General features: G+C 73.7%; 17 protein-coding genes. 10 read left to right on the forward strand and 7 right to left on the reverse strand.

The window, feature by feature from the left end; genetic code table 11:
- Positions 1 to 228: 228 nt before the first annotated feature.
- Both ABZ484_RS23900 and ABZ484_RS23905 read right to left on the reverse strand, forming a co-directional pair.
- Entirely contained in the window at positions 229 to 1,500 is a 1,272-nt protein-coding gene (locus ABZ484_RS23900; protein WP_358867969.1) for an LCP family protein, read from the reverse strand.
- A gap of 324 nt (positions 1,501 to 1,824) precedes the next feature.
- Positions 1,825 to 2,580, reverse strand: a complete 756-nt coding sequence (locus ABZ484_RS23905; protein ID WP_358867950.1) for a TIGR03089 family protein — start codon at positions 2,578 to 2,580, stop codon at positions 1,825 to 1,827.
- A 149-nt stretch (positions 2,581 to 2,729) separates the two neighbouring features.
- Here ABZ484_RS23905 and ABZ484_RS23910 point away from each other — a divergent pair, with 149 nt between their 5' ends.
- Together ABZ484_RS23910 and ABZ484_RS23915 are read left to right on the forward strand one after the other, a co-directional pair.
- Positions 2,730 to 4,283, forward strand: coding sequence for a peptidoglycan recognition protein (locus ABZ484_RS23910; RefSeq protein ID WP_358867951.1), 1,554 nt, complete (start codon positions 2,730 to 2,732; stop codon positions 4,281 to 4,283).
- Between the two features lie 106 nt (positions 4,284 to 4,389).
- A complete protein-coding gene (locus ABZ484_RS23915; protein WP_358867952.1) occupies positions 4,390 to 5,472 on the forward strand; it encodes an NDP-sugar synthase in 1,083 nt (360 codons plus the stop codon).
- 307 nt (positions 5,473 to 5,779) lie between these two features.
- On the opposite strand, the gene ABZ484_RS23920 is transcribed toward ABZ484_RS23915, so the two are convergent.
- The 4 genes from ABZ484_RS23920 to ABZ484_RS23935 all read right to left on the reverse strand — a co-directional run bounded on the left by ABZ484_RS23920 (position 5,780) and on the right by ABZ484_RS23935 (position 9,844).
- Positions 5,780 to 6,808 carry a DNA-3-methyladenine glycosylase 2 family protein gene (locus tag ABZ484_RS23920; RefSeq protein WP_358867953.1) on the reverse strand — a complete coding sequence of 343 codons (1,029 nt, stop codon included), beginning with the start codon at positions 6,806 to 6,808 and terminating at the stop codon, positions 5,780 to 5,782.
- A 99-nt stretch (positions 6,809 to 6,907) separates the two neighbouring features.
- Positions 6,908 to 8,215 carry a coenzyme F420-0:L-glutamate ligase gene (locus tag ABZ484_RS23925; RefSeq protein ID WP_358867954.1) on the reverse strand — a complete coding sequence of 436 codons (1,308 nt, stop codon included), beginning with the start codon at positions 8,213 to 8,215 and terminating at the stop codon, positions 6,908 to 6,910.
- Positions 8,212 to 9,171: a 2-phospho-L-lactate transferase gene (gene cofD, locus ABZ484_RS23930; protein ID WP_358867955.1), complete on the reverse strand. Its 960-nt coding sequence runs from the start codon at positions 9,169 to 9,171 to the stop codon at positions 8,212 to 8,214. The genes ABZ484_RS23925 and cofD overlap by 4 nt, the downstream gene beginning before the upstream one ends.
- A gap of 154 nt (positions 9,172 to 9,325) precedes the next feature.
- Complete coding sequence (locus ABZ484_RS23935) at positions 9,326 to 9,844, reverse strand: cysteine dioxygenase family protein (RefSeq protein WP_358867956.1); 519 nt, start codon at positions 9,842 to 9,844, stop codon at positions 9,326 to 9,328.
- Positions 9,845 to 10,537: 693 nt separating this feature from the next.
- On the opposite strand from ABZ484_RS23935, the gene ABZ484_RS23940 reads away from it, so the two are divergent.
- From ABZ484_RS23940 to ABZ484_RS23950, 3 genes are all read left to right on the forward strand, one after another.
- A complete protein-coding gene (locus ABZ484_RS23940; protein ID WP_003975777.1) occupies positions 10,538 to 10,801 on the forward strand; it encodes a WhiB family transcriptional regulator in 264 nt (87 codons plus the stop codon).
- A 229-nt stretch (positions 10,802 to 11,030) separates the two neighbouring features.
- Positions 11,031 to 14,867, forward strand: coding sequence for a glycosyltransferase (locus ABZ484_RS23945; protein WP_358867957.1), 3,837 nt, complete (start codon positions 11,031 to 11,033; stop codon positions 14,865 to 14,867).
- A complete protein-coding gene (locus ABZ484_RS23950; protein WP_358867958.1) occupies positions 14,864 to 16,384 on the forward strand; it encodes a DUF5719 family protein in 1,521 nt (506 codons plus the stop codon). Before ABZ484_RS23945 ends, ABZ484_RS23950 begins: the two co-directional genes overlap by 4 nt.
- Before the next feature lie 131 nt (positions 16,385 to 16,515).
- Here ABZ484_RS23950 and ABZ484_RS23955 read toward each other — a convergent pair whose 3' ends face one another.
- Positions 16,516 to 16,965, reverse strand: a complete 450-nt coding sequence (locus ABZ484_RS23955; protein WP_358867970.1) for a metallopeptidase family protein — start codon at positions 16,963 to 16,965, stop codon at positions 16,516 to 16,518.
- Between the two features lie 422 nt (positions 16,966 to 17,387).
- Between ABZ484_RS23955 and ABZ484_RS23960 the strand changes: the two genes are divergently transcribed.
- The 5 genes from ABZ484_RS23960 to manA all read left to right on the forward strand — a co-directional run bounded on the left by ABZ484_RS23960 (position 17,388) and on the right by manA (position 22,372).
- Positions 17,388 to 17,813: a DUF3499 domain-containing protein gene (locus tag ABZ484_RS23960; protein WP_030182488.1), complete on the forward strand. Its 426-nt coding sequence runs from the start codon at positions 17,388 to 17,390 to the stop codon at positions 17,811 to 17,813.
- A 353-nt stretch (positions 17,814 to 18,166) separates the two neighbouring features.
- Positions 18,167 to 19,531: a phosphomannomutase/phosphoglucomutase gene (locus ABZ484_RS23965; protein WP_358867959.1), complete on the forward strand. Its 1,365-nt coding sequence runs from the start codon at positions 18,167 to 18,169 to the stop codon at positions 19,529 to 19,531.
- Positions 19,532 to 19,663: 132 nt separating this feature from the next.
- A complete protein-coding gene (locus tag ABZ484_RS23970; RefSeq protein ID WP_358867960.1) occupies positions 19,664 to 19,834 on the forward strand; it encodes a Trm112 family protein in 171 nt (56 codons plus the stop codon).
- A 194-nt stretch (positions 19,835 to 20,028) separates the two neighbouring features.
- Complete coding sequence (locus ABZ484_RS23975) at positions 20,029 to 21,156, forward strand: SIS domain-containing protein (RefSeq protein ID WP_358867961.1); 1,128 nt, start codon at positions 20,029 to 20,031, stop codon at positions 21,154 to 21,156.
- A 64-nt stretch (positions 21,157 to 21,220) separates the two neighbouring features.
- On the forward strand, positions 21,221 to 22,372 hold the full coding sequence (gene manA, locus ABZ484_RS23980; RefSeq protein WP_358867962.1) for a mannose-6-phosphate isomerase, class I: 1,152 nt from the start codon (positions 21,221 to 21,223) through the stop codon (positions 22,370 to 22,372).
- Positions 22,373 to 22,382 lie beyond the last annotated feature (10 nt).

Below are 22,382 nucleotides of genomic sequence, written 5' to 3' on the forward strand. Positions count from 1 at the left end.
GTTGTCCGAATCCTCCGTCGGGGCCACGCGGCGCCTCCCCCCTCAAAGGCGCTCAGGGTCTCGTACACACAGTGCACGACCCCAGGGAGACCTCGCGGCCGGTAGCACCGGATCGCTCACACTATCCGGCCGGTCGCGGATTCAGCGACGGCGGTGACAAATTCCACGTCCCTACAACTGGGCAATCCGCCCATTTCCGGGAACAGAAGTTCGCCTTTGGTCGGGGCTTTACCCGCAGATGTCCTCAGCGGCGGTGTTGCCGGGGAACGACGGGGTGGGTGACGGTGGGTCCACGAAAGCGGCAGTACGCGCCCGGAGCTTCGCCGCACTCCCGGAAACGTACTGAACGTAGTCGTGCGACTGCGCAGCCGAACCGCCGCCGGGAAGGGAATCGGGTGCCCCGGCCGCGGAATCCGGTCGGCCGGCCGGAGAATCCGGCCGACCGGTCGGGGAACCGGAATGCGGAGCAGCCGAATTGGCGCCGTTTGCGCCGGAATACCGTGAAACCTCCTTGGCCACCGCCACCGGCTGGTCCGCCCGCAGCCGGGCGAACAGTTTTTCGGCCTCCGGTTCCACGAGTTGGTCACGATCGGCGTTGTAGACGTACGACTCCCTCGGAACCGTCAGGAACCGGACCTGTTCCGTGGGGATCTCGCGCAGCCCGCGCACGAGTTGGTAGAGGCCGCGCAGACTCGCCAGCGCCGGGTCGGTGGTCAGGGAGGAGGTGGCCGCGTCCAGGACGGGATACAGCTTCACCGGGTTCAGCAGGACGTCGTCGCCGCGCACCTTGTGGACGAGGGCGCCGAGGAACCGCTGCTGGCGCTCCATGCGGTCGGTGTCGCTGCCGTCGCCCAGGGACTTGCGGGCACGGACGTAGCCGAGCGCCTGCTCGCCGTCGAGTGTCACCCGGCCCGCCGGCAGCCGCAGTCCGGCGTCCTTGTCGTTCACGGGCTTCTTCAGGCACAGCTCGACGCCGTCGACCGCGTCGACCATCGCCTTGAAGCCGCTGAAGTCGACGACGACGTGGTGGTCGATCCGGATGTCCGTCAGTTTCTCGACGGTGCGGACGGTGCAGGCCGGCCCGCCCGTCTGGTAGGCGTAGTTGAGCATCGCGAACATCGGCTCGGTCCGGCTGCCGTCCGGGCGGCGGCAGCCGGGCACGTCCACCATCAGGTCGCGGGGCAGGGACACGGCGGTGGCGCTGCGCCGGTTCGCGGCCAGGTGCAGCAGGATCATGGTGTCGGAGCGCTCGGTCCCCGAGTCCCGTCCGTACCGGGTGTTTCCGTCGCCCGCGCGCGTGTCCGACCCGATCAGCAGGATGTTCTGGGCGCCCTTGACCAGGGCGGTGGGCCGTTCCTTCTCGTAGCGCCGGAGCTCGGCGGCGGCTGCCTCGTCGGGGGTGATGTTGTCGCTGAGCTTGACGTAGACCGCCCACCCGATCCCGGCGGCCGCGGTGACCAGGACGGCCGCGCCGAGCGCGGTGCCCCGCAGCCAGCGCATACGCCGCCGGCGCGCGAGCCCGGCCCCGGTGGCCGATCCCCCCAGGCCCGGCCCGACGCCCGGTCCGCCCGGTCCACCGGCACGGCCCTCGGCACGGCTCCCGCCTGCCCCACGGCTCACGTCTGGAACCACCCCTCTCCTCCGTCCGGTCCTTCGACCATGACCCGGGGGGAGCCCGGGGGAGGGGTGCTGATGAGCCGAACGGGGGAACGGGGCCGGCTCCGCGGCCGTGTCTCCGACGACGTTCACGGCTGCTGGCCGTGCCGGCGGCCGGGGAGGCGGGCGGCCGTGCCGGTGGCCGGGGAGGCGGGCGTCACCGCGCCGTCATCGTGCCGTCGCCGTGACCCTTTCGGTCTCGATGCGCTTGGCCAGGGACTCCTCGTCCAGACGGTCCAGGTGGCGGCAGAGCACCACCGATCCGCCGGCGGCGAGCGGGGCGTACAGGCCGGCGCTCAGCCCCTCCCAGGTGTCGTACGGCAGTCCCGACAGCAGCCGGGAACCCGGCCCCGTCAGATCCAGTCCCGGGGCGTCCGCGCGGGCCCGCTCGACGACCTCCGCCGCCGTGTACTCCGCGCCGGCCACGATCAGGCCGGGCCCCTCCGGGTCCACGGGCGCGAACGGCGCGAACCGGTCGCCCTGACCCGGTACCTCGACGGCGTAGTCGACGAACCCCTGCGGCGGCTGCGGGAACCGGCCGCCCAGCGGCCGCAGCGCCAGCGCGACCCGCTCGCCGGAGCAGGCACGTGCGGCGTCGAGCGTGTCCGGTCCGCTGACCACGACATCGGCCGCCGCCGGATCCCCGCCGATGTCCGCGACCGCGCCCACCGACGCGCACGCCAGCAGCCACACCGCCGTCTGCCAGTGCGCCGGCAGCAGCAGGGCCACCCGGTCGCCCGGCCCGGCGGCGAGGTCCCCCTGGAGGAGGTTCGCGGTCTTGGCCACCCAATTGGCGAAGGTGGCCACGGACAATTCGACACGTTCGCCCGTGGCGTCGTCGTAGAAGGTCACCAGAGGGCGTCCGGGATCCGCGGCGAGCGCGGAACCCAGCAGGTCGGCAGGGGTGCGTTCGGTGGCGTTCACCCGCGCTAGCGTACGCGGCGCCGCTCCCGCCCGGCGCGCTGTGGCGTCCGCGGGGGCGGCGGGCGGCCACCGGTTCGGAGGAACGTCATCCGACGCACCGTCAGTTCGCTAATGGACATGTATGTATGACTATGTCCAAGATCGGGGCCATGCGTCGACGATATGGATTCCTTGCGTCCTCGATCGGTGTCACCAGCGCGGCGGCCCTCGCCCTGACGCCCTCCCTCCCCGCCGCCGCGGCCACGACGACGGTGAGCGGCGCGTCGGCGGCGCCGGTGGCGGCCCCGCCGGTGCCGGCCGTGCAACGCGCGGGCACGGAAGCGGCGGACGTCCCCGGCAGCACCCAGTCCCTGCCCCTCGTCCCGCTCACCGAGGGCCGTGCCCACGGCCGAAGCCTCACCGTCCCCCGAGGCCACGCCCCGCGAGGCCACGCCGCCCGGGGCCTCGCCTCAGCCCGGGGCCCCGCCGTCACCCCCACCGACGGCGCCGTCCCCGAACAGGGCCTGCGCCGCGCCGACGTACGGCACTTCTCGCTGCTCGGCGTCGTCTGGGACAACCCCGACACCGAACTGCACGGCAGCGTCCAGGTCCGCACCCGTTCCGTCGCCACCGGAACCTGGTCCGGCTGGCAGGCCGTCGAGACCCACAACGCCGACCACGGTGCCGACCCCGGCACCGCCGAACGCGCCCTCCGTCACGTGCGCGGCGCCACCGCGCCGCTGTGGGTGGGCGACTGCGACGGCGTCGACGTGCGTGTCCGCGCGGACACCGGCGACCGCGACCAGGGCGCCGACACGGACCCGCCGCTGCCGTTGCCGCTGCCCTCGGGGCTGCGCCTCGAACTCGTCGACCCCGGCGGCGACCCGGGCGGCGACCCCGGCGACGGCCTGGGCGACGAGTCCCCGGTCCCGAGCCCCGAGCCGGACCAGCCGCGGACCGGCGAGCTGAGCGAGGCGGCCACTGCCGCCTCCGCCGCCAACGCCGGTCTCGCCCCGATCGGCGCCACCGAGATCCCCGCGCTCGGCCGCGAGGACACCGAACGCGAGTTGTTCGCCCTGCGCGGCGGCGAACTGACGGAACGGCAGCGCGCCCAGCCCCACATCGGACCCCGCCCGAAGATCATCACCCGCCGCGGCTGGGGTGCGGACGAGTCGCTGCGCGCCAGGGGGTTCGTCTACACGAAGAAGGACAAGGTGGCGTTCGTCCACCACACCGCCACGGGCAACAACTACACCTGCTCCGAGGCCCCCTCGGTCATCCGCAGTATCTACCGCTACCACGTCCTGAGCATGGGCTGGCGTGACATCGGCTACAACTTCCTCGTCGACAAGTGCGGCACCATCTACGAGGGCCGGGCCGGCGGTGTGGCGAAACCGGTGCTGGGCGCCCACACCATGGGCTTCAACAGCAACAGCGTGGGCATCGCCGTCATCGGCACCTACAGCAGGTCCAAGCCCTCCTCGGCCGCCGTCAAGGCCGTCGCCCGGCTCGCCGCCTGGAAGCTCGGTCTCTACGGGATGAATCCGCGCGGAAAGACATATCTGAAGTCCGCCGGTGGCAACCTCTACCAAAAAGGAAAGAACGTACGCCTGAACGTGATCTCCGGTCACCGGGACGGCTTCGCCACCGACTGCCCCGGAGCAAAGCTCTACGGAAAGCTCGGCACCGCCCGCAAGACCGCGGCGCGCTACCAGGGCCGCTGAGGCCGGACCACACCGCACGGCCCTCGGAGGCGGCCGGGAACGGTCTGCATACACTGGCCGGCCGAACGACAGATCGGCCGGTCCCGGCAGGAAGCAGAGACGACAGGTGACAGAAGCGATCCTCCTGGTCGGCGGCAAGGGCACCCGGCTGCGCCCGCTCACGGTGCACACCCCGAAGCCCATGGTGCGGGCGGCGGGGGTGCCGTTCCTGACCCACCAGCTGGCGCGGGCGAGAGCGGCGGGTGTCGAGCACATCGTGCTCGCCACGTCCTATCTGGCCGAGGTCTTCGAACCGTACTTCGGCGACGGCTCCTCCCTCGGCCTCCACCTGGAGTACGTCACGGAGGTGGAGCCCCTGGGCACGGGCGGCGCCATCCGCAACGTCGCCTCGCGGCTGCGCTCCGGCCCCGACGAGCCGGTCCTGATCTTCAACGGCGACATCCTGACCGGCCTGGACATCCCGGCGCTGGTGCGCACCCACGAGGAGACCGGCGCGGACGTCTCCCTGCACCTGACGAAGGTGACGGACCCGCGCGCCTACGGCCTGGTCCCGACCGACGGGACGGGCCGCGTGCTGGCCTTCCTGGAGAAGCCGCAGACCCCGGAGGAGATCGTCACCGACCAGATCAACGCGGGGGCGTACGTCTTCCGCCGCTCGGTCATCGACACGATCCCGCAGGGGCGCCCGGTGTCGGTGGAGCGCGAGACCTTCCCCGACCTGCTGTCCGCCGGCGCCCACCTCCAGGGCATGGTGGACTCCACCTACTGGCTCGACCTCGGCACCCCGGCCGCCTTCGTCCGCGGCTCGGCGGACCTGGTCCTGGGCCGCGCCCCCTCCCCGGCCGTTCCCGGCCGCTGCGGCGAGCGCCTGGTCCTCCCCACGGCCGTCGTCGCCCCCGACGCCAAGCTGACGGACGGCACGGTGGTCGGCGAGGGCGCGCTGGTGGCCGAGGGCGCGCGGGTCTCCGGCAGTACGATCCTGCCCGGCGCCGTCATCGAGCCCGGCGCCGTCATCACCGACTCCCTCATCGGCGCCCGCGCCCGCATCGGCACCCGCTCCGTCCTCACCGGCACGGTCATCGGCGACGGCGCGGTCATCGGCCCCGACAACGAACTCCGTGACGGCGTGCGCATCTGGTGCGACGCCCGGATCCCGGCCGGCGCGGTGAGGTTCTCCTCGGACCAGTAGAGCGCGGCCTCAACGCCATGACTGCGGGCAGTCGCGTGCCTCCGTAGCCGCGGGCAGTCGTGCCGCAGGGGGCGGTCGCCCACCCCGGCAGCGGCACCCGTACACAGCCGCGGGCGCGCGTGCCTCCATAGCCGCGGGCAGTCGTGCCTCCCCCAGTGCTCGACGCCTGGGCGGTACCCCCACGGCGGCACGGGTGGGCGCAGCGGCACCCCGCACGCGCGGGCAAGCGCACCCACCCCCGCGCCGGCCCCAACGCCGGGCACTCTCATCAGGTCCAGCCGCTCCGGCTCACCTCACGGCGGCTACTTCAAAAGCGCCCGATGTCACCGACCGGCATCCGCGGCCCCCGCCGAGGCGGCACCCGCCCACTCAGCAGAATCAACCGGGCCGCCCGATGCCGCTGCCCCTGCTCCGCGTACGGCTCCAGCAGCCGCAGCATCACCGCATCGTCCGCATACCGGTCCCCGGCCAGCGCGAACCCCACGATCCCCGGCAGATGCAGATCCCCCACCGTCACCGCATCCGCCGCTCCATGACTGCGCTGCACGGTCTCCGCCGACGTCCACGGCCCGATCCCGGACACCAGCTCCAGCCGTTCCCGCGCCGCCGCCGGAGGCATCCGCACCGCCTCCTCCAGCCGCGCCGCGACCCGCACCGCCCGCAGCACCGTGGACGCCCGCTTGTCGTCGACCCCGGCCCGATGCCAGTCCCACGAGGGAATCAGCGCCCAGGTGCGCGGCGCCGGCATGACGTGCATCCGTACCGGCACCGGGCCGGGCGCCGGGTCCCCGTACTTCCGCACCAGCGTCCGCCACGCCGCGTACGCCTCGACCGTCGTGACCTTCTGCTCCAGGACCGACGGGATCAGCGACTCCAGCACCAGCCCGGTCCGGGTCAGCCGCAACCCCGGTCGCCGGTGCCGGGTCAGTGCGAGCAGCCGGTGTCTCGGCTCGAACAAGGACGGGTCGTCGGCGGCCCCGAGCAGTTCGGGCAACTGCTCCAGCAGCCACTCGGCCCCCGGCCCCCACGCCTGGCCGCACACCTCCCCACCGCGCGCGAAGACGCGTAGCGTCCCGGGCCCCAGCGGTGTACGGCTGGCCCGCCACACGGACCCGTCGGGCGTCGCACGGAAGGTCGGATCGCCCGGCCCGCGCCGCAGCGGACCGAGCACCAGCCCGAGGTCCAGCGGCCCGTCCGGCACCCAGGTGCGGGTCCGCCCCGGCGCGGCGGCCTGCCGGGGCACACCGCCGGCGGGCATCGCACCGCCCGAGGGAACGGCGACATGCCCACCGCGCACGGTCGTACGCGTGGGCCGCGGAGCGAAACGTCCTGCCACGAATGAGTTCCCGTAAGCTCGCCGGAGTGGTCCTAGGAGACTAAGCGGTGGTAGGCACGAACCGCCGGAAGAAGCGGTCATCCCACCCGGAAGAAGCGGTCACCGCACCTCGATGAACGCCCCCGCCGCCCGCTCCGGCCGCGGTCGCGGCTGCTCCGCCGGATGCCCGACCGCCACCGCGCCCATCGGGTCCCAGGTGCCCGGCAGGCCGAGCGTCTCGCGAACCACGTCGCGGCAGAACATCGTCGACGACACCCACGCGGAGCCCAGCCGCTCCCCGGCGAGCGCGACCAGGAAGTTCTGCACGCCCGCGCCCGCGGCGACCACGAACATCTCGCGCTCGGCCCCGTCCCGCCGCGCGTCGCCGTAGGCGTGCGAGCCGTCCATGACGAGGCAGGGCACCACCAGGTACGGCGCGTTCCGCAGGACGTCGCCGCGGCGCACCCGCTTGGCGATCGACTCCTCCGTCTTGCCGTCCCGCCTCAGGTCGGCGATCCACGCGTCCCGCATGGCGTCGAGCAGCCGGGTCCGCGACTCGGCGGACTCCAGCAGCACGAAACGCCACGGCGTCGTGTGGTGCGGCGCCGGCGCGGTCACCGCCGCGGCCACCGCCCGCCGTACCGCCCCGGGGTCGACGGGTTCGTCCGTGAAGGCCCGCACCGTACGCCGCTGGGTCACCGCCTGCCGTACCGCCTCGGAGGTGCCGAGCCGGAACATGTCGTCGCGCGCGTCGCGCACCATGGCCCTCGCTCCCTCGCCGTGCTCCGCGGACACCACATGGGCCAGGCCGCGCACCACGGCGACGGGCAGCCCGGCCGCCTTGCCCTTCACCAGGTCACCGGCGGACGCCAGTTCGTCCGCGGTGGCCACGACCGTCGCGCTGAGCGGATTGCCGTGCGTGTCCGTGGCACCGCGCAGGTCGTCCAGCACGCGCACACCCGCCGCGCCGATCGCGACGTCCGTGAGTCCCGCGCGCCACGGCCGCCCGAAGGTGTCGGTGACGACGACCCCGACGTCGACGCCGAGCGCGTCGCGCAGCCCGTCCCGGATCGCGCGCGCGGACGCGTCGGGGTCCTCGGGCAGCAACAGCACCGTCCCGGACGGGGTGTTGGAGGCGTCGACGCCGGCCGCCGCCATGACCAGGCCCTGCCGGTTCTCGACGATCCGCAGCGGTCCGCGCCGGGCCACGACCCGTACGGTCTCCGCGTCGATCGCGGCCTCCCGGTCGGCCGCGGTGACGACGCGGCCCTCCGCCTTGGACACGATCTTGGAGGTGACCAGCAGCACGTCACCGTCGGCCAGTCCCGGCTCGGCGGCCGCGATCAGCTTGCCGAGGTCGTCGCCCTCCTGGACCTCGGGGATCCGGGTGATCGCCCAGACCCGGTATCCGGGCGCCTGTCCGCTCAAGCCCCCCGCACCTCCTCCGCCAGCGTCAGTGCCTCCCGCGCCATCTGCGCGGCGGCGTCGACGTCGGTCATCATCAGCGGCACCGCACGGCACCGGATCCCGGCCGCCTCGACCCGCTCCACCGAGGCCGCGTCCACCGTGTCGACGAGCCAGCCGTCGAGCAGGCCCGAGCCGTAGTGCTCGGCCACCGCCGCGGCCGTGGACTCCACGCCCACCGCGGCGAGCACCTTGTCGGCCATCCCGCGCACGGGCGCGTCCCCGACGATGGGGGACAGGCCGACCACCGGCACTCCGGCGTCGGCGATCGCCTCCCTGATGCCGGGCACGGCCAGGATGGTGCCGACGGAGACGACCGGGTTGGACGGCGGGAAGAGGATCACGTCCGCCCCGGCGATGGCCTCCAGCACGCCGGGCGCGGGCTTGGCGTGCTCCGCGCCCACCGGCACGACGGCCTCGGCGGGCACGGACGCGCGCAGCCGCACCCAGTACTCCTGGAAGTGGACCGCCTTGCGTTCGCCGTCGATCTCGACGGCGACATGCGTCTCCACGCGGTCATCGCTCATCGGGATCAGCCGCACGCCCGGCTTCCAGCGGTCGCACAGCGCCTCGGTGACCGCGCTGAGCGGATAGCCCGCGCCCAGCATCTGTGTCCGCACGATGTGCGTGGCGAAGTCCCGGTCGCCCAGGCCGAACCACTCGGGCCCGACGCCGTACGCCGCCAGCTCCTCCTTGAGGTGGAAGGTCTCGTCGGACCGCCCCCACCCCTGCTCCTCGTTGATGCCGTCGCCCAGCGTGTACATCACCGTGTCCAGGTCCGGGCAGACCTTCAGCCCGAAGAGGTGGATGTCGTCGCCGGTGTTGCCGATGACCGTGACGTCCGCGTCCGGCACGGCCCGCTTCAGACCGCGCAGGAACCGGGCACCACCGATGCCGCCTGCCAGAACCACAATGCGCATGGGGCCAAGTCTGTCAGGCGGGTACGACAACGCGGTGCCGGTACGACGACGCCGCATCGGTACCGCCGCGCAGTACCGGTACGGCGACGCGGCGCCCCGCCCTCGGGCCGGACTCCTGTGCGCCGCCCGGACTCCTGTACCGCACGCCGGACTCCTACGCGCCGACGGCGCCCACCGTCTGCTGCGCGGCCACGGACCCCGAGCAGGAAGCGGTGGAGTGCATGGGCATCTCGGTCAGTCCCGGGAAGTAGACGTGCAGGCTGACCGCCGGCCGCAGCGTGTCGTTGACGACCTCGTGCACGTATCCCGGAGCGAACACGCGCTGCGCGCCCGCGCCCAGCGCGCGCGTGCCCCGCCGGGTGTGCTCGGTCAGGGTGCCGTCCAGGACGGTGAGCACACCGGAGGAGCGGCCGTGGTCGTGCGGTCCGCTGCCCTGGCCGGGCAGCCAGGACAGCAGCCACACCTCGTAGCCGGGTCCGGTGCGCAGCCGGTGGTACCAGCGGGTGGTGGCGTCGTAGCGGACGAGGTGCTCCCACTGGGCGCGGTCGGCCGCGACGGACCGGGCCAGGCCGGCGAACTCGGCCACGGTGGCCGGGTGCTCGCGCGGGGTCTGGAGCAGGTGCGGGACTTCGAGGATGTCGCCTGCGATCTGGAGGTCGCTGTCGCTGTTCATGGGGGTGTCGTGGTTCCTCGGTGGGGCCGATCAAAGGGAACGGACGCCGGGCCGTACAGCAGTTTCGGAAGGGGCCCGGACGGCGGCTGGAGCGCGCGTGCGCGCGGGGGCTCAACAGCCGGAACAGCGACAGCTACAGCGAGCGCGGGCAGCACCGTGGGACCCGGCGGTGCGGGTCGAGGTGGGTGCCGAGTTCGCGAGCATGCCCACAAGGACACCGGTTCACACCACCCGTGTCAACTCGACGCCCGGAATGTGGGACATGTTTCACCTCATCCGGTTCATCTCTCAGGTGAAAGGTTTGCTCAGCGGGAGAGCGGGACACATGGCGCACATGCCGGGCGCGCAAGCCCCGTTGCGATCCCGTGATCCGACTGTGATCAGGTTCGCGGCGGTGCGCGTGTCGGAACGGGATCGAAGGTCCAGGCGTCCTTCCTTCAGGGGGCTCGGTGAGGGCTCGGTGAGGGCTCCGCGCGGGGCGACGGGTCTTCGGGGCCTCGGCTGCGCGTCAAGGTTTATGCCGATTTGAACACTTTCCGCATGGCCTTGGTTCCGCAGAGTGAATAAGGGGCTCAATAGCAGATCTCGGCTTGACTCGCCCGGAGCAGCACACTTGTAATTTCACTCGTGTCGTTCAGCCGGGATCGGTAACGGCTACATCACGGGGACGCGAAAGACAGACGAGGGGCGCACATGACCGAGCTGGTGCAGCAACTGCTGGTCGACGACGCGGACGAGGAACTCGGCTGGCAGGAGCGCGCGCTGTGCGCCCAGACCGACCCCGAGTCCTTCTTCCCCGAGAAGGGCGGCTCCACCCGCGAGGCCAAGAAGGTCTGCCTCGCCTGCGAGGTCCGCTCCGAGTGCCTCGAGTACGCCCTCGCCAACGACGAGCGCTTCGGCATCTGGGGCGGCCTCTCCGAGCGCGAGCGGCGCCGGCTGAAGAAGGCCGCGGTCTGACGGCGCGTCGGCCGTCGTCCGGCCGCCGCCCGGTCACCGTCCGGCCACGGACGTACGCGTACATCCCCTACACAAACATCACGAACGGCCCGTCGCAGGTGGGTTATCCACAGGCGGCGGGCCGCCGTCATGGCCAGCCAGTAGTGTGGTCGCTCGTCCGAGACGCCCCGCTGCCCCCAGGGGGCACAGGCGTCCACCGCAGTCCACCGAACCGGGGCCGTGTATCTCGATGTCCGTGCACAGCCATACGGCAGCCCACTACGACGTCGCCGCCGCAGCGCCGTCGGACCCCGCGGGCGCGACGCAGTTCGCCCCGCAGTCCGACCCGAACCGGCCGCCGGAGTTCCCGCGGCACGTCGTCACCGCCGTCCTCGTCTCCCACGACGGCGCCCGCTGGCTGCCCGACGTGCTCGCCGGCCTGCTCGGCCAGGAACGCCCGGTGCAGTACGCCGTGGCCGCCGACACCGGCAGCGCGGACACCTCCGCCCAGGTGCTCACCGACGCCCTCGGCGCCGACCGCGTGCTGCACCTCGCCCGGCGCACCGGCTTCGGCCAGGCCGTCGACGAGGCCACCCGCACCGCCCCGGTCCTCACCCCGGACGAACTGCCGTACCTCAAGCGCCCCAGCGGCTGGGACCCCGTCACGCGCACCTGGCGCGACGACGCCTACGACCTGCCCGAACTCCCCCACGGCGAACCGGTGCAGTGGCTCTGGCTGCTGCACGACGACTGCGCCCCCGAACCCGACGCCCTGGCCGAGCTGTTGCGGGTCGTCGACAACGAGTACGAACTCGGCCGCGAGGACGTGGCGGTGGTCGGCCCCAAGCTGCGCGGCTGGTACGACCGGCGCCAGCTTCTCGAAGTGGGCGTCACCATCGCCAACTCCGGCCGCCGTTGGACCGGCCTGGACCGCCGCGAACAGGACCAGGGCCAGCACGACCACGTCCGGACCGTGCTGTCGGTCTCCAGCGCCGGAATGCTGATCCGGCGTGACATCTTCGAACAGCTCGGCGGGTTCGACCGCCGACTGCCCCTGATGCGCGACGACGTCGACCTGTGCTGGCGCGCCCACGCCGCCGGCCACCGCGTCCTCGTCGCCCCCGAGGCCGTCGTACGGCACGCCGAGGCCGCCTCCCGCGAGCGCCGCACCGTCGACTGCGTCGGCCGCACGGCCGCCTCCCCGCACAAGGTCGACAAGGCCGGCGCCGTCTACACCCTCCTCGTCAACACCCGTACCGCCGCGCTGCCCTGGGTGCTGCTGCGCCTCGTCCTCGGCACCCTGCTGCGCACCCTCGCCTACCTCGTCGGCAAGGTCCCCGGACAGGCCGTCGACGAGATCCGCGGTCTGATGGGCACGCTGCTGCGGCCCGAGCGGATCATCGCCGGCCGGCGCGGGCGCGGCAGGCCGCAGATCGACAAGGGCGAGCTGAGGGCCCTGTTCCCGCCGCCCGGAGCGACGATCCGCGCCACCGTCGAACAGGTCGCCGGCAACCTCGTCGGCCGCTCCGACCCCGAGGTCTCCTCGGCCGGCCGGCACGGCGGCGCGATCGAGTCCGGGCCCGGCGGCGACGACGCGGACTTCCTGGAGATCGAGCAGTTCGCCCGGCTCAAGCGGATCGCCCGCAAACCCGGCCCGGTGCTCTTCCTGGTGCTGCTGCTCGTCACCCTCGCCGCCTGCCGCAACCTGCTCGGCTCGGGCGCGCTCGCGGGCGGCGCCCTGCTGCCCGCCCCGGCCGACTCCTCGGAGCTGTGGTCGCGCTACCTGGACTCCTGGCACCCGGTCGGCACCGGCGGCACCCCGTCCGCGCCGCCGTATCTGGCGCTGGTGGCGATGCTGGCCTCCGTGCTGCTCGGCTCGAGCGGGCTGGCGGTCACGGTCCTGCTGATCGGCTCGGTGCCGCTGGCCGGGTTCACCGCCTACTTCGCGTCCCGCCCGCTCGTCCCCTCGCGGCTGCTGCGCGCCTGGGCCTCCGTCGCCTACGCCTTCCTGCCCGCCACCACCGGCGCGCTGGCCGGCGGCCGGATCGGCACCGCCGTACTGGCCGTGCTGCTGCCGCTCATCGCCCGCGCGGGCATCGCGGCGAGCGGCCTGGCACGGGCCTCCGGCGCCCGCGGCAGCTGGCGCGCCACCTGGGCGTACGCGCTGCTGCTGACCGTCGCCACCGCCTTCGCGCCCATCGTCTGGCCCCTCGCCCTCGTCCTCGGCGTCGGTGTGCTGGCCGTGCGCCGCGGCGACATCGTCGCCCACGCGCTGCGCTTCCTGGCCCAGTTGGGCACCCCGCTGCTCGCCCTCGCGCCCTGGTCGCTGTCGCTGCTGCCGTTCGGCTTCTTCCGGGAGGCCGGACTGGAGTACGGCGCCTCGGCCGCCTCCGCCCTCGACCTGCTGGGCGCCTCACCGGGCGGCCCGGGCACGGTGCACGGGCTGATGCTGATCGGCATCGTCCTGGCCGCGCTGGCCGCCCTGCTGCGTTCGGAGCGCCAGTTCGCCATCTGGACCAGCTGGGCGGTCGCCCTGGTGGCCCTCGTCTTCGCGGTCCTGTCCAACGACTCCGCCTGGGCGGGCCCCGCCACCCTCGTCGAGGGCATCGCCCTGCTGGCCGCCGCCGTGCTCGGCGCCGACGGGGCACGCGCGCGCGTGGCCGAGCAGAGCTTCGGCTGGCGCCAGCCGGTCGCCGCACTCGTCGCCTTCGCCTCGGCGGCGGGTCCCCTGCTCGTCGTCGCCGGCTGGATGATCCGTGGCGCCGACGGCCCGCTGGAGCGGCGCGACGTGGCGCAGGTGCCCGCGTTCGTCGCCGAGGAGAGCAGCACCCGCGACCAGGCCCGCACCCTGGTCATCGACAGCGACTCCGCCGCCCACGTCGGCTACATGCTCGTGCGCGACTCCGGGGTCCGGATGGGCGACGCCGAACTGGCCGCGGCGGACGGCGGCAACAGCAGGCTCGACAAGGTCGTCGCCAACCTGGTCGCCGGTTCCGGCGCGGACCAGGCCGGCCAGCTCGGCGGCTTCGCCGTGCGCTACGTCCTCGTCCACAAGGGCGCCCCCCGCGAGGTCAGCCGCGTCCTGGACTCCACCCCGGGTCTGAGCCGGCTCAGCCAGCAGGACGGCAGTGCCCTGTGGCGGGTGGACCAGGAGGTCTCGCGTGCCGCCATCGTGCCCGCCTCCGGCTCGGACGCCGACCAGGACTCGGGCCAGGGCTCGGGCCAGGACGCGGGGGCGGCCGGCGGGACCGGCGCCGCGCAGCCCGTCGCCGCCGGACCCGTCGAGATCCACACCACGATCCCGGCCGGTGCCGCTGACCGCGTCCTGCGCCTGGCCGACGCCGCCGCCCCGGGCTGGACGGCCACCCTGGACGGCAAGCCGCTCACCCGCACCACCCTCGACGGCTGGGCCCAGGGCTTCCGGCTCCCCGCCTCCGGCGGGCAGCTCGACGTCACCTTCGACGACCCGATCGGCCACACCGCCTGGCTGTGGGCCCAGGGCCTGATCGCCGTCGTCCTCGTCGTCCTCGCCCTGCCCGGCCGGCGCCGCGACGTCGACGACGACCTGCCCGAGGAGCAGCCCGTTCCCGCCGAGGCGATCAGCGGCGAGGGCCGCCGGGCCCGCCGGCTGCGCGCCCAGGCGGAGGCCGAGGAGGCCGAGCGGGAACCGCAGCCGTCGGGCCCGGCCACCCTGCCTCCTCCTCCGGAGGAGGCTCCCGCCGCCGTGCCGCACCAGCAGTCCTACGACGGCTGGGACACCACAGCCTACGCCGGAGCCGGAGCCCCCGGAGCGGGAGCCGCGACCGAGTACGGCGCCTACGGCGGCGAGCCGTACCAGTCCGCCCCCGCCCAGGCCCAGCAGTACCCGACCGGCGCCTACGACGACCCGTACCAGGGCGGCCAGTACGACCCGTACGCCTACGGCGGTCAGACGCCGACGGGCTCCTACGACCCCACGGCCTACCACCAGGGCTACGAGGAGCCGTACGACCAGGGCTACGAGGAGCCGTACGACCCGGCACAGCACCACGCGCAGGACCACGCGCACGGCATCGGCAGTGAGCGCCCCGACGGGAGCCAGCAGTGAACCGCACGACCATGTCCCTGATCGCCGGCGTGGCCGCGCTCGCCGCCGTCACCGGATTCGCCGCGCTGGACACCCCGGACGCGGCGGGCGCCGGCAGCGCCAAGGCGGCCGCCCGGCTGCCCGTCGAGCGCACCACCCTGGTGTGCCCGTCCCCGAGCAGCTCCGACATCGCCGACACCTCGTACACGTCCTTCACCCCCGTGACCCAGGGCACGGACGGCGACGGCAAGGCCCGGCTCCGGCCCGCCGCCGAGGAGTCGGCCACGACCGGCGACGCCCAGGGCAAGGACGACGGCAAGAAGGACGGCAAGAAGAAGGACTCCAAGCCGGTCCTGGAACCGAAGGAGCCCGGCAAGCCGGTCACCGGCGACACCTCGGGCGGGGACGCGCCCGCGCTGATCGGCACCGCCGAGGGCAGGTTCGCGCCCGGCTGGACCATGCAGCAGACCACCGAGGTCGCCGCGGGCACCGGCCGCGGCCTGCTGGGCGTGGACTGCACCGCCCCGGACACCGAGTTCTGGTTCCCCGGCGCCAGCACCAAGGCCGACCGCTCCGACTACGTCCACCTGACCAACCCGGACGACTCCGCCGCGGTCGTCGACATCGAGCTCTACGGCAAGGACGGCGCCGTGAAGTCGACGGTGGGGGAGGGCATCACCGTCGCACCGCACTCCAGCGAGCCCGTCCTGCTGTCCACGCTCGCCGACGCGCCGCAGGAGGACCTCACGGTGCACGTGAGCGTGCGCAGCGGCCGGGTCGGGGCGGCGGTGCAGGCCCTGGACGACAAGCTCGGCGGGGACTGGCTGGCGGCCGCCGCGGACCCGGCGGACAGCCTCGTCCTGCCCGGCATCCCCAAGGACGCCACCTCCGTGCGGCTGATCGCCTTCACCCCCGCCGACGCCGACACCGACCTGAAGGTGAGACTGGCCTCGCCGTCCGGGCTGATCACGCCCGCGGGCCACGACACCGTGCACGTCAAGGGCGGGATGACGACCGCCGTCGACCTGGGCGAACTGACCCGGGGGGAGGCCGGCTCGCTGGTGCTGACCCAGACCTCCCCGTCCGTGCCGGTGGTCGCGGCGCTGCGGGTGACACGCGGGAGGGGCGGCAAGCAGGAGACGGCGTTCATCCCCGCGACCGGTCCCGTCGCCGCGCGCGCCACGTCCGCCGACAACAGCGGGAAGGGCTCGACGCTCTCGCTGACGGCCCCCACCGCCACCGCCCAGGTCAAGGTCACGGCATCGGCGGGCAGCGAGGGCGGTACGGCGGTGACGAAGACGTACACCATCAAGGCGGGCACGACCCAGGACATCGCCCCACCCGCCCCGTCCGGACTGAAGGGCACCTACGCCCTGACGGTGGAGCGCCTGTCCGGCGGCCCGGTGTACGGGGCGCGCACCCTGACCGCCACGGAGGACGGCGTCCCCGGGTTCACGGTCCAGACCCTGCCCGACGACCGGGGGACGGTGTCGGTGCCGCACGCGGACGAGGACGTGTCGGTGCTGCAAGGATCCTGAGCCCCGGCCGGAGGGGCGTGAGCCCTGGGCGGAAGCCTCTGGGTACGGAACCCCGAAGTGGAGCCTCGGGCACGGAACCCGATCAGGAGCCTCTCGGCACGGAACCCGATCAGGCCCGGTCAGGCCCCGCCTCAGTCCTCCCCGTACCGGGGATCCACCGTCTCCGGAGTCAGCCCGAGCAGCTCGGCCACCTGCTCGACCACGATCTCGTGCACCAGGGCGGCCCGCTCGTCACGCCCCTTGCTGCGGATCTCCACCGGCCGCCGGTAGACGACCACCCGCGCCCGGCGGCCGTCCCGCGCGGGCATCGTGCCCCCGAGCGGCACCGGCTCGTCGCTCCAGGGCTGCCCGGGCCCGTCCAGCCGCGGCACCTCCAGCACGAGGAAGTCGATGTCGGCCAGCTGCGGCCAGCGCCGCTCCAGACGCTCCACGGAGTCCTGCACCAGGTCCGCGAACGCCTCGGCACGGCTCGCGGCGAGCGGCACCTGGGGCGGTGCGATCGGGCCGCGCATGCCCCGGCCGTGGCGGTCACGTCGTCGGGGCCCGGGGCCGGCGGAGCGGGGCGGTACACGGTTGTCCATCACTGCTGAAGCGTAGTCCCCGCCGCCTGATCATGCCCGGCCCCGCGCGGTATGCCGGGCACATACCGGACACCGTGCCGTCCGCGTGATCGCGGGTCACGATCCCGGGTCACGACGACCGGCCACACGGGTCACGGCGACGGGTCACGCCGACGGGCCCACGGGTCACGCCGACGGATGATGGCCGACTGGTCATATCGGTCACGATGACTGCTCACTTGATACCGATTCCGGCCAAGCCTGGCTCGATTCCGTATCTCTCCGAGACCGTCGAACTCAAAGCGATTGACGGTGTTTGTACCCAGTCGTGACCGGAGCAAAGGGCGCCAGAGATCGCTTTCCCGGCCGTCCGTGCAGGTCAGCGAGGTGTGTCAGAAGGGGCGTGTGGGGCGTTTCACACTACGACACGGTGGGGTGACCTGGTGGAGAGTCGTCGCGGCCCGCTCAAGAGTGCGGTACCGTCCAACGTCGTGAGCCCTGTACGTCGCTGTTCGCGCACCGCTTGCGGCCGTCCCGCCGTAGCGACGCTGACGTACGTCTACGCCGACTCGACCGCGGTCCTCGGCCCGCTCGCCACCTACGCCGAACCCCACTGCTACGACCTGTGCGCCGAGCACTCCGAGCGCCTCACCGCCCCGCGCGGCTGGGAGGTCGTGCGACTGCTCGACGGTTCGGCGCCCGCCCGCCCCAGCGGCGACGACCTGGAAGCGCTTGCCAACGCGGTGCGCGAGGCGGCCCGCCCCCAGGAGCGGGCGGCCCAGGCCGGTGGCGGCGGAGCGCGCGGGGCCGACCCGATGGAGGTCGCGCGCCGCGGTCACCTGAGGGTGCTCCGGTCACCGGACAACTGACAAAACCGTTCACCACCGCTTGAGCCGAGGGGCGCCCACCAGGCGAGCCTGAGGCATCAGGCAAGCCGGGGACATCGGGCGGGCCGGAGGCATCGGGCAAGCCGGAGGCAACGGGCGAGCCGGAGCCAACGGGCAAGCCCGGGACATCAGGCGAGCCGGAGGCATCAGGCGGGCCGAGACTCCGGCCCAACGTCTCACCGATCCTTGCGAGTTGTCCCACCGGTCCTTCCGACGTGCCCCAGCAGCGCGCCCGCGCTCGTCCAGCAGTACGTGCGCGCCGCCCCTCACGCGTCGGCGCCACCGCCCGGGACGGGTAGTTTGTGGTGACCGATTGGACTCCAGAAGGGTTGGCCGTGGCTGCTGATCTGTCGCAGATCGTGAAGGCGTACGACGTGCGCGGTGTGGTCCCGGACCAGTGGGACGAGTCGCTGGCCGAGCTCTTCGGAGCGGCCTTCGCCCGGGTGACCGGCGCGAACGCCATCGCGACCGGGCACGACATGAGGCCCTCCTCGCCCGGCCTGGCCCGTGCCTTCGCGCGCGGCGCCGCCCGGCTCGGCGTCGACGTCACCGAGATCGGCCTGTGCTCGACGGACCAGCTCTACTACGCCTCGGGCGCGCTCGGCCTGCCGGGCGCCATGTTCACCGCCTCGCACAACCCGGCGCGGTACAACGGCATCAAGATGTGCCGTGCGGGCGCGGCGCCCGTCGGCCAGGACTCGGGACTGGCCGAGATCCGCGAACTGGTCGAACGGTGGAGCGAGTCGGGCGCCCCCGAAGCGGCCGCGCGCGCGGGAACGATCACGCGGCGCGACACGTTGGAGGACTACGCGGCCCATCTGCGCTCCCTCGTCGACGTCTCCGCCATCCGCCCCCTGAAGGTCGTCGTCGACGCGGGCAACGGCATGGGCGGCCACACCGTCCCCACGGTCCTGACCGGCCTGCCCGTCGAGCTCGTCCCGATGTACTTCGAACTCGACGGCACCTTCCCCAACCACGAGGCGAACCCGCTGGACCCGGCGAACCTCGTCGACCTCCAGAAGCGGGTCCGCGAGGAGGGCGCCGACCTCGGCCTGGCCTTCGACGGCGACGCCGACCGCTGCTTCGTGGTCGACGAGCACGGCGAGCCGGTCTCCCCGTCCGCGATCACCGCGCTGGTCGCCGCCCGTGAGCTGGCCCGGCACGGCGGCCAGGGCGTGATCATCCACAACCTCATCACCTCCTGGTCGGTCCCGGAGGTGGTCGTGGAGAACGGCGGCACCCCGGTCCGCACCCGCGTGGGCCACTCGTTCATCAAGGCCGAGATGGCGCGGACGGGCGCGATCTTCGGCGGCGAGCACTCCGCGCACTACTACTTCAAGGACTTCTGGAACGCCGACACGGGCATGCTGGCCGCCCTGCACGTGCTGGCGGCCCTGGGCGGCCAGGACGGCCCCCTGTCGGCGCTGGTGGCCCAGTACGACCGCTACACCGGCTCCGGCGAGATCAACTCCACGGTCGCCGACCAGGCGGCCCGCCTCACCGCCCTCAAGGCCGCCTACGCCGGCCGCGAGGACGTGACCCTGGACGAACTCGACGGCCTGACCGTCACCGCCGCCGACTGGTGGTTCAACGTCCGCCCCTCCAACACCGAACCGCTGCTCCGCCTGAACGCCGAGGCGAAGGACGCGGCCACGATGGCCGAGGTCCGCGACGCGGCCCTGGGGATCATCCGCGGCTGACGGGCGACCGCCGGGGCCGTCCGCCGCCGCACGGCCCCGGCCGACTCCGTCACCACGCCCCCACCGGCGGTAGTCTGACCAGGCACGTCCGTACAACCGCACACGCCCCCCTACGTCCCGGAGGGACCACCCATGCCGCTCGAAGCCGGCCTCCTGGAGATCCTCGCCTGCCCGGCCTGCCACGCCCCCCTCAAGGAGCAGGACGCGGAGCTGATCTGCACCGGTCAGGGCTGCGGCCTGGCCTACCCCGTCCGCGACGGCATCCCCGTCCTCCTCGTCGACGAGGCGCGCCGCCCCGAGTGACGGACGCCCCGGCGAGCCGCCCCGCGTGACCGACGACGTGACCGACTCCCCGACGGCTGGGCGGCCCGGCGTCCCACCGTCCTGACGTCCCACCATCCCGACGACGCGACGTCCCGGCGTCCCACCGTCCCGACGTCCGACGACCCGACGTCCTGGCGCCCCGGCGCTCGGAGCCCGATCGGAGGCTGCCGCCCATGCTCGACGAATCGCTGCTGGACGACCCGGAGGCACTCGCCAGGGCCGACCGCCGCGGACTGCTCCGCGGTGCCGCCGAGGCCGGTGCCCGGATCCGCACCGCCGCCCGGCACGCCGCCGAGGCCGGCGTGGGCGACCTCAAACCCGACGGCCGCCCCCGTGCCGTACTGATCGCCGGCCCGGGCGCCGCCGCCACCCACGCCGCCGACCTGCTCGGCACCCTCGCCGGCGGCGGCAGCCCCGTCACCCGGCTGGCCCCCACCGGTGTCGCCTCCGCCTCCGGCGCGCTGCGCTGGGAACTGCCCGGCTGGACCGGCTCCGTCGACCTGCTGCTGATCGCCACCCCGGACGGCACCGAACCCGGCCTGGCCCTGCTCGCCGACCAGGCCTACCGCCGAGGCTGCACGGTCGTCGCCGTCGCCCCGGCCGGCACCCCCCTCGCCGAGGCCGTCGAGGGCGCCCACGGCCTGTTCGTCCCCATGGCGACGGCCCCCTACGACCACGGCGAACCCCTCGCCGGATCCGCCCCCGGAGTCTTCTGGGCGCTGCTCACCCCGCTGCTCGCGCTGCTGGACCGGGTCGGCCTCGTCACCGCCGCGCCCGACGCCCTGAACGCCGCCGCCGACCGGCTCGACCACATCGCCGAGCGCTGCGGGCCCGCCATCGCCGCCTACAGCAACCCGGCCAAGACCCTCGCCGCCGAACTCACCGACGCGCTGCCGCTGATCTGGACCGAGGGCCTCGCCGCCGGTCCCGCCGGCCGCAGGTTCGCCGCGGGGCTCGCCGAACTGTCCGGCATCCCCGCCCTCGTCGCCGAGCTGCCCGAAGCGCTCGCCGCGCACAACGCCCTGCTCGCCGGCCCGCTGGCCGCCAGCGCCGACCCCGGCGACTTCTTCCGTGACCGCGTCGAGGAAGCGGCCGCGCTGCACGCGCGCGTGGTCCTGCTGCGGGACCGCCCGCTCAGCGAGCTCACCGCCGCTCCCGCCGCCCGCGACCTGGCCCTCAGCCACGAGACGCCGATCAGCGAGCTCGAGCCGGAGCCCGGCGGCGAGATCGAGACCCTCGCGGAACTGATCGCCGTCACGGATTTCGCCGCCGTTTACCTGTCGCTCGCCTCCAGGGCCTGACCTGGGCCCGGGGCCCCCGCGGACGGGCGCCCCGAGCCCCGACAACCACCGCAGAGAGAAACGCATGGACCGCCTCGACAACACCATCCGCCCCTACGCCTGGGGTTCCACCACCGCCATCCCGCACCTGCTCGGCGTAGAACCGAGCGGCGAGCCGCAGGCGGAGATGTGGATGGGCGCCCACCCGGGCGCGCCCTCGCGCACCACGCGCGGCACCCTGGTCGAGGTCATCGAGTCCGACCCGAAGCGCGAACTGGGGGCCGAGGCCGTCGCGAAGTTCGGCCCGCGCCTGCCCTTCCTGCTCAAGATCCTCGCCGCCGGCGCCCCCCTCTCCCTCCAGGTCCACCCCGACCTCCGGCAGGCCCAGGAGGGTTACGCCGACGAGGAGCGCCGCCAGATCCCCGTCGACGCCCCGCACCGCAACTACAAGGACGCCAACCACAAGCCCGAACTGGTCTGCGCGCTCACCGAGTTCGACGGCCTGTGCGGCTTCCGGGCCCCGGCCGAGGCCGCCGACCTGCTCGCCGCCCTCGACGTGGACTCCCTCAAGCCGTACGTCGACCTGCTGCACGCCCACCCCGAAGAGGCCGCACTGCGCGAGGTCCTCACCGCGATCCTCACCGCCGACCGCGAGGAGACGGCCCACACCGTCGCCGAGGCGGCGGCCGCCTGCGCCCGCCTCGGCGGCGACCACGCCCCCTACGCCGGCATCGCGCACCACTACCCCGGCGACCCGGGAGTGCTGGCCGCGATACTCCTCAACCACGTCCGCCTCCAGCCCGGCGAGGCCCTCTTCCTCGGCGCCGGCATCCCGCACGCCTACCTCAGCGGCCTGGGCGTGGAGATCATGGCCAACTCCGACAACGTCCTGCGCTGCGGCCTGACCCCCAAGCACGTCGACGTCCCCGAACTCCTGCGCGTCGTCCGCTTCGAGGCGGGCGACCCCGGCGTGCTGCGCCCCGAGGCCGCCCCGGACGGCGAGGAGGTCTACGAGACCCCCATCGACGAGTTCCGCCTCTCCCGTTACGTCCTGCCCGAGGGCACCAGGGCCCACGACCTCACCCTGTGCACCCCGCAGATCCTGCTCTGCACCGCCGGCTCCGTGCACGCCGGCGAGCACGAGCTGACCGCCGGGCAGTCCGTGTTCGTGCCGGCGGGAGAGAAGGCCGAGGTGTCCGGGGCCGGCACCGTCTTCCGGGCCACGGTCGTCGTATGACCCCGCATGC

This window comes from Streptomyces sp. NPDC006393, assembly GCF_040628575.1.
Taxonomy (GTDB): Bacteria; Actinomycetota; Actinomycetes; order Streptomycetales; family Streptomycetaceae; genus Streptomyces.

What these genes read in the sequence shown, in the direction of transcription:
- ABZ484_RS23955 (WP_358867970.1), bottom strand. Translation starts at nt 16,965, where the DNA reads ATGGACAACCGTGTACCGCCCCGCTCCGCCGGCCCCGGGCCCCGACGA.
- ABZ484_RS23975 (WP_358867961.1), top strand. Translation starts at nt 20,029, where the DNA reads ATGCTCGACGAATCGCTGCTGGACGACCCGGAGGCACTCGCCAGGGCC.
- ABZ484_RS23970 (WP_358867960.1), top strand. Translation starts at nt 19,664, where the DNA reads ATGCCGCTCGAAGCCGGCCTCCTGGAGATCCTCGCCTGCCCGGCCTGC.
- ABZ484_RS23900 (WP_358867969.1), bottom strand. Translation starts at nt 1,500, where the DNA reads ATGCGCTGGCTGCGGGGCACCGCGCTCGGCGCGGCCGTCCTGGTCACC.
- ABZ484_RS23940 (WP_003975777.1), top strand. Translation starts at nt 10,538, where the DNA reads ATGACCGAGCTGGTGCAGCAACTGCTGGTCGACGACGCGGACGAGGAA.
- cofD (WP_358867955.1), bottom strand. Translation starts at nt 9,171, where the DNA reads ATGCGCATTGTGGTTCTGGCAGGCGGCATCGGTGGTGCCCGGTTCCTG.
- ABZ484_RS23935 (WP_358867956.1), bottom strand. Translation starts at nt 9,844, where the DNA reads ATGAACAGCGACAGCGACCTCCAGATCGCAGGCGACATCCTCGAAGTC.
- manA (WP_358867962.1), top strand. Translation starts at nt 21,221, where the DNA reads ATGGACCGCCTCGACAACACCATCCGCCCCTACGCCTGGGGTTCCACC.
- ABZ484_RS23910 (WP_358867951.1), top strand. Translation starts at nt 2,730, where the DNA reads ATGCGTCGACGATATGGATTCCTTGCGTCCTCGATCGGTGTCACCAGC.
- ABZ484_RS23945 (WP_358867957.1), top strand. Translation starts at nt 11,031, where the DNA reads ATGTCCGTGCACAGCCATACGGCAGCCCACTACGACGTCGCCGCCGCA.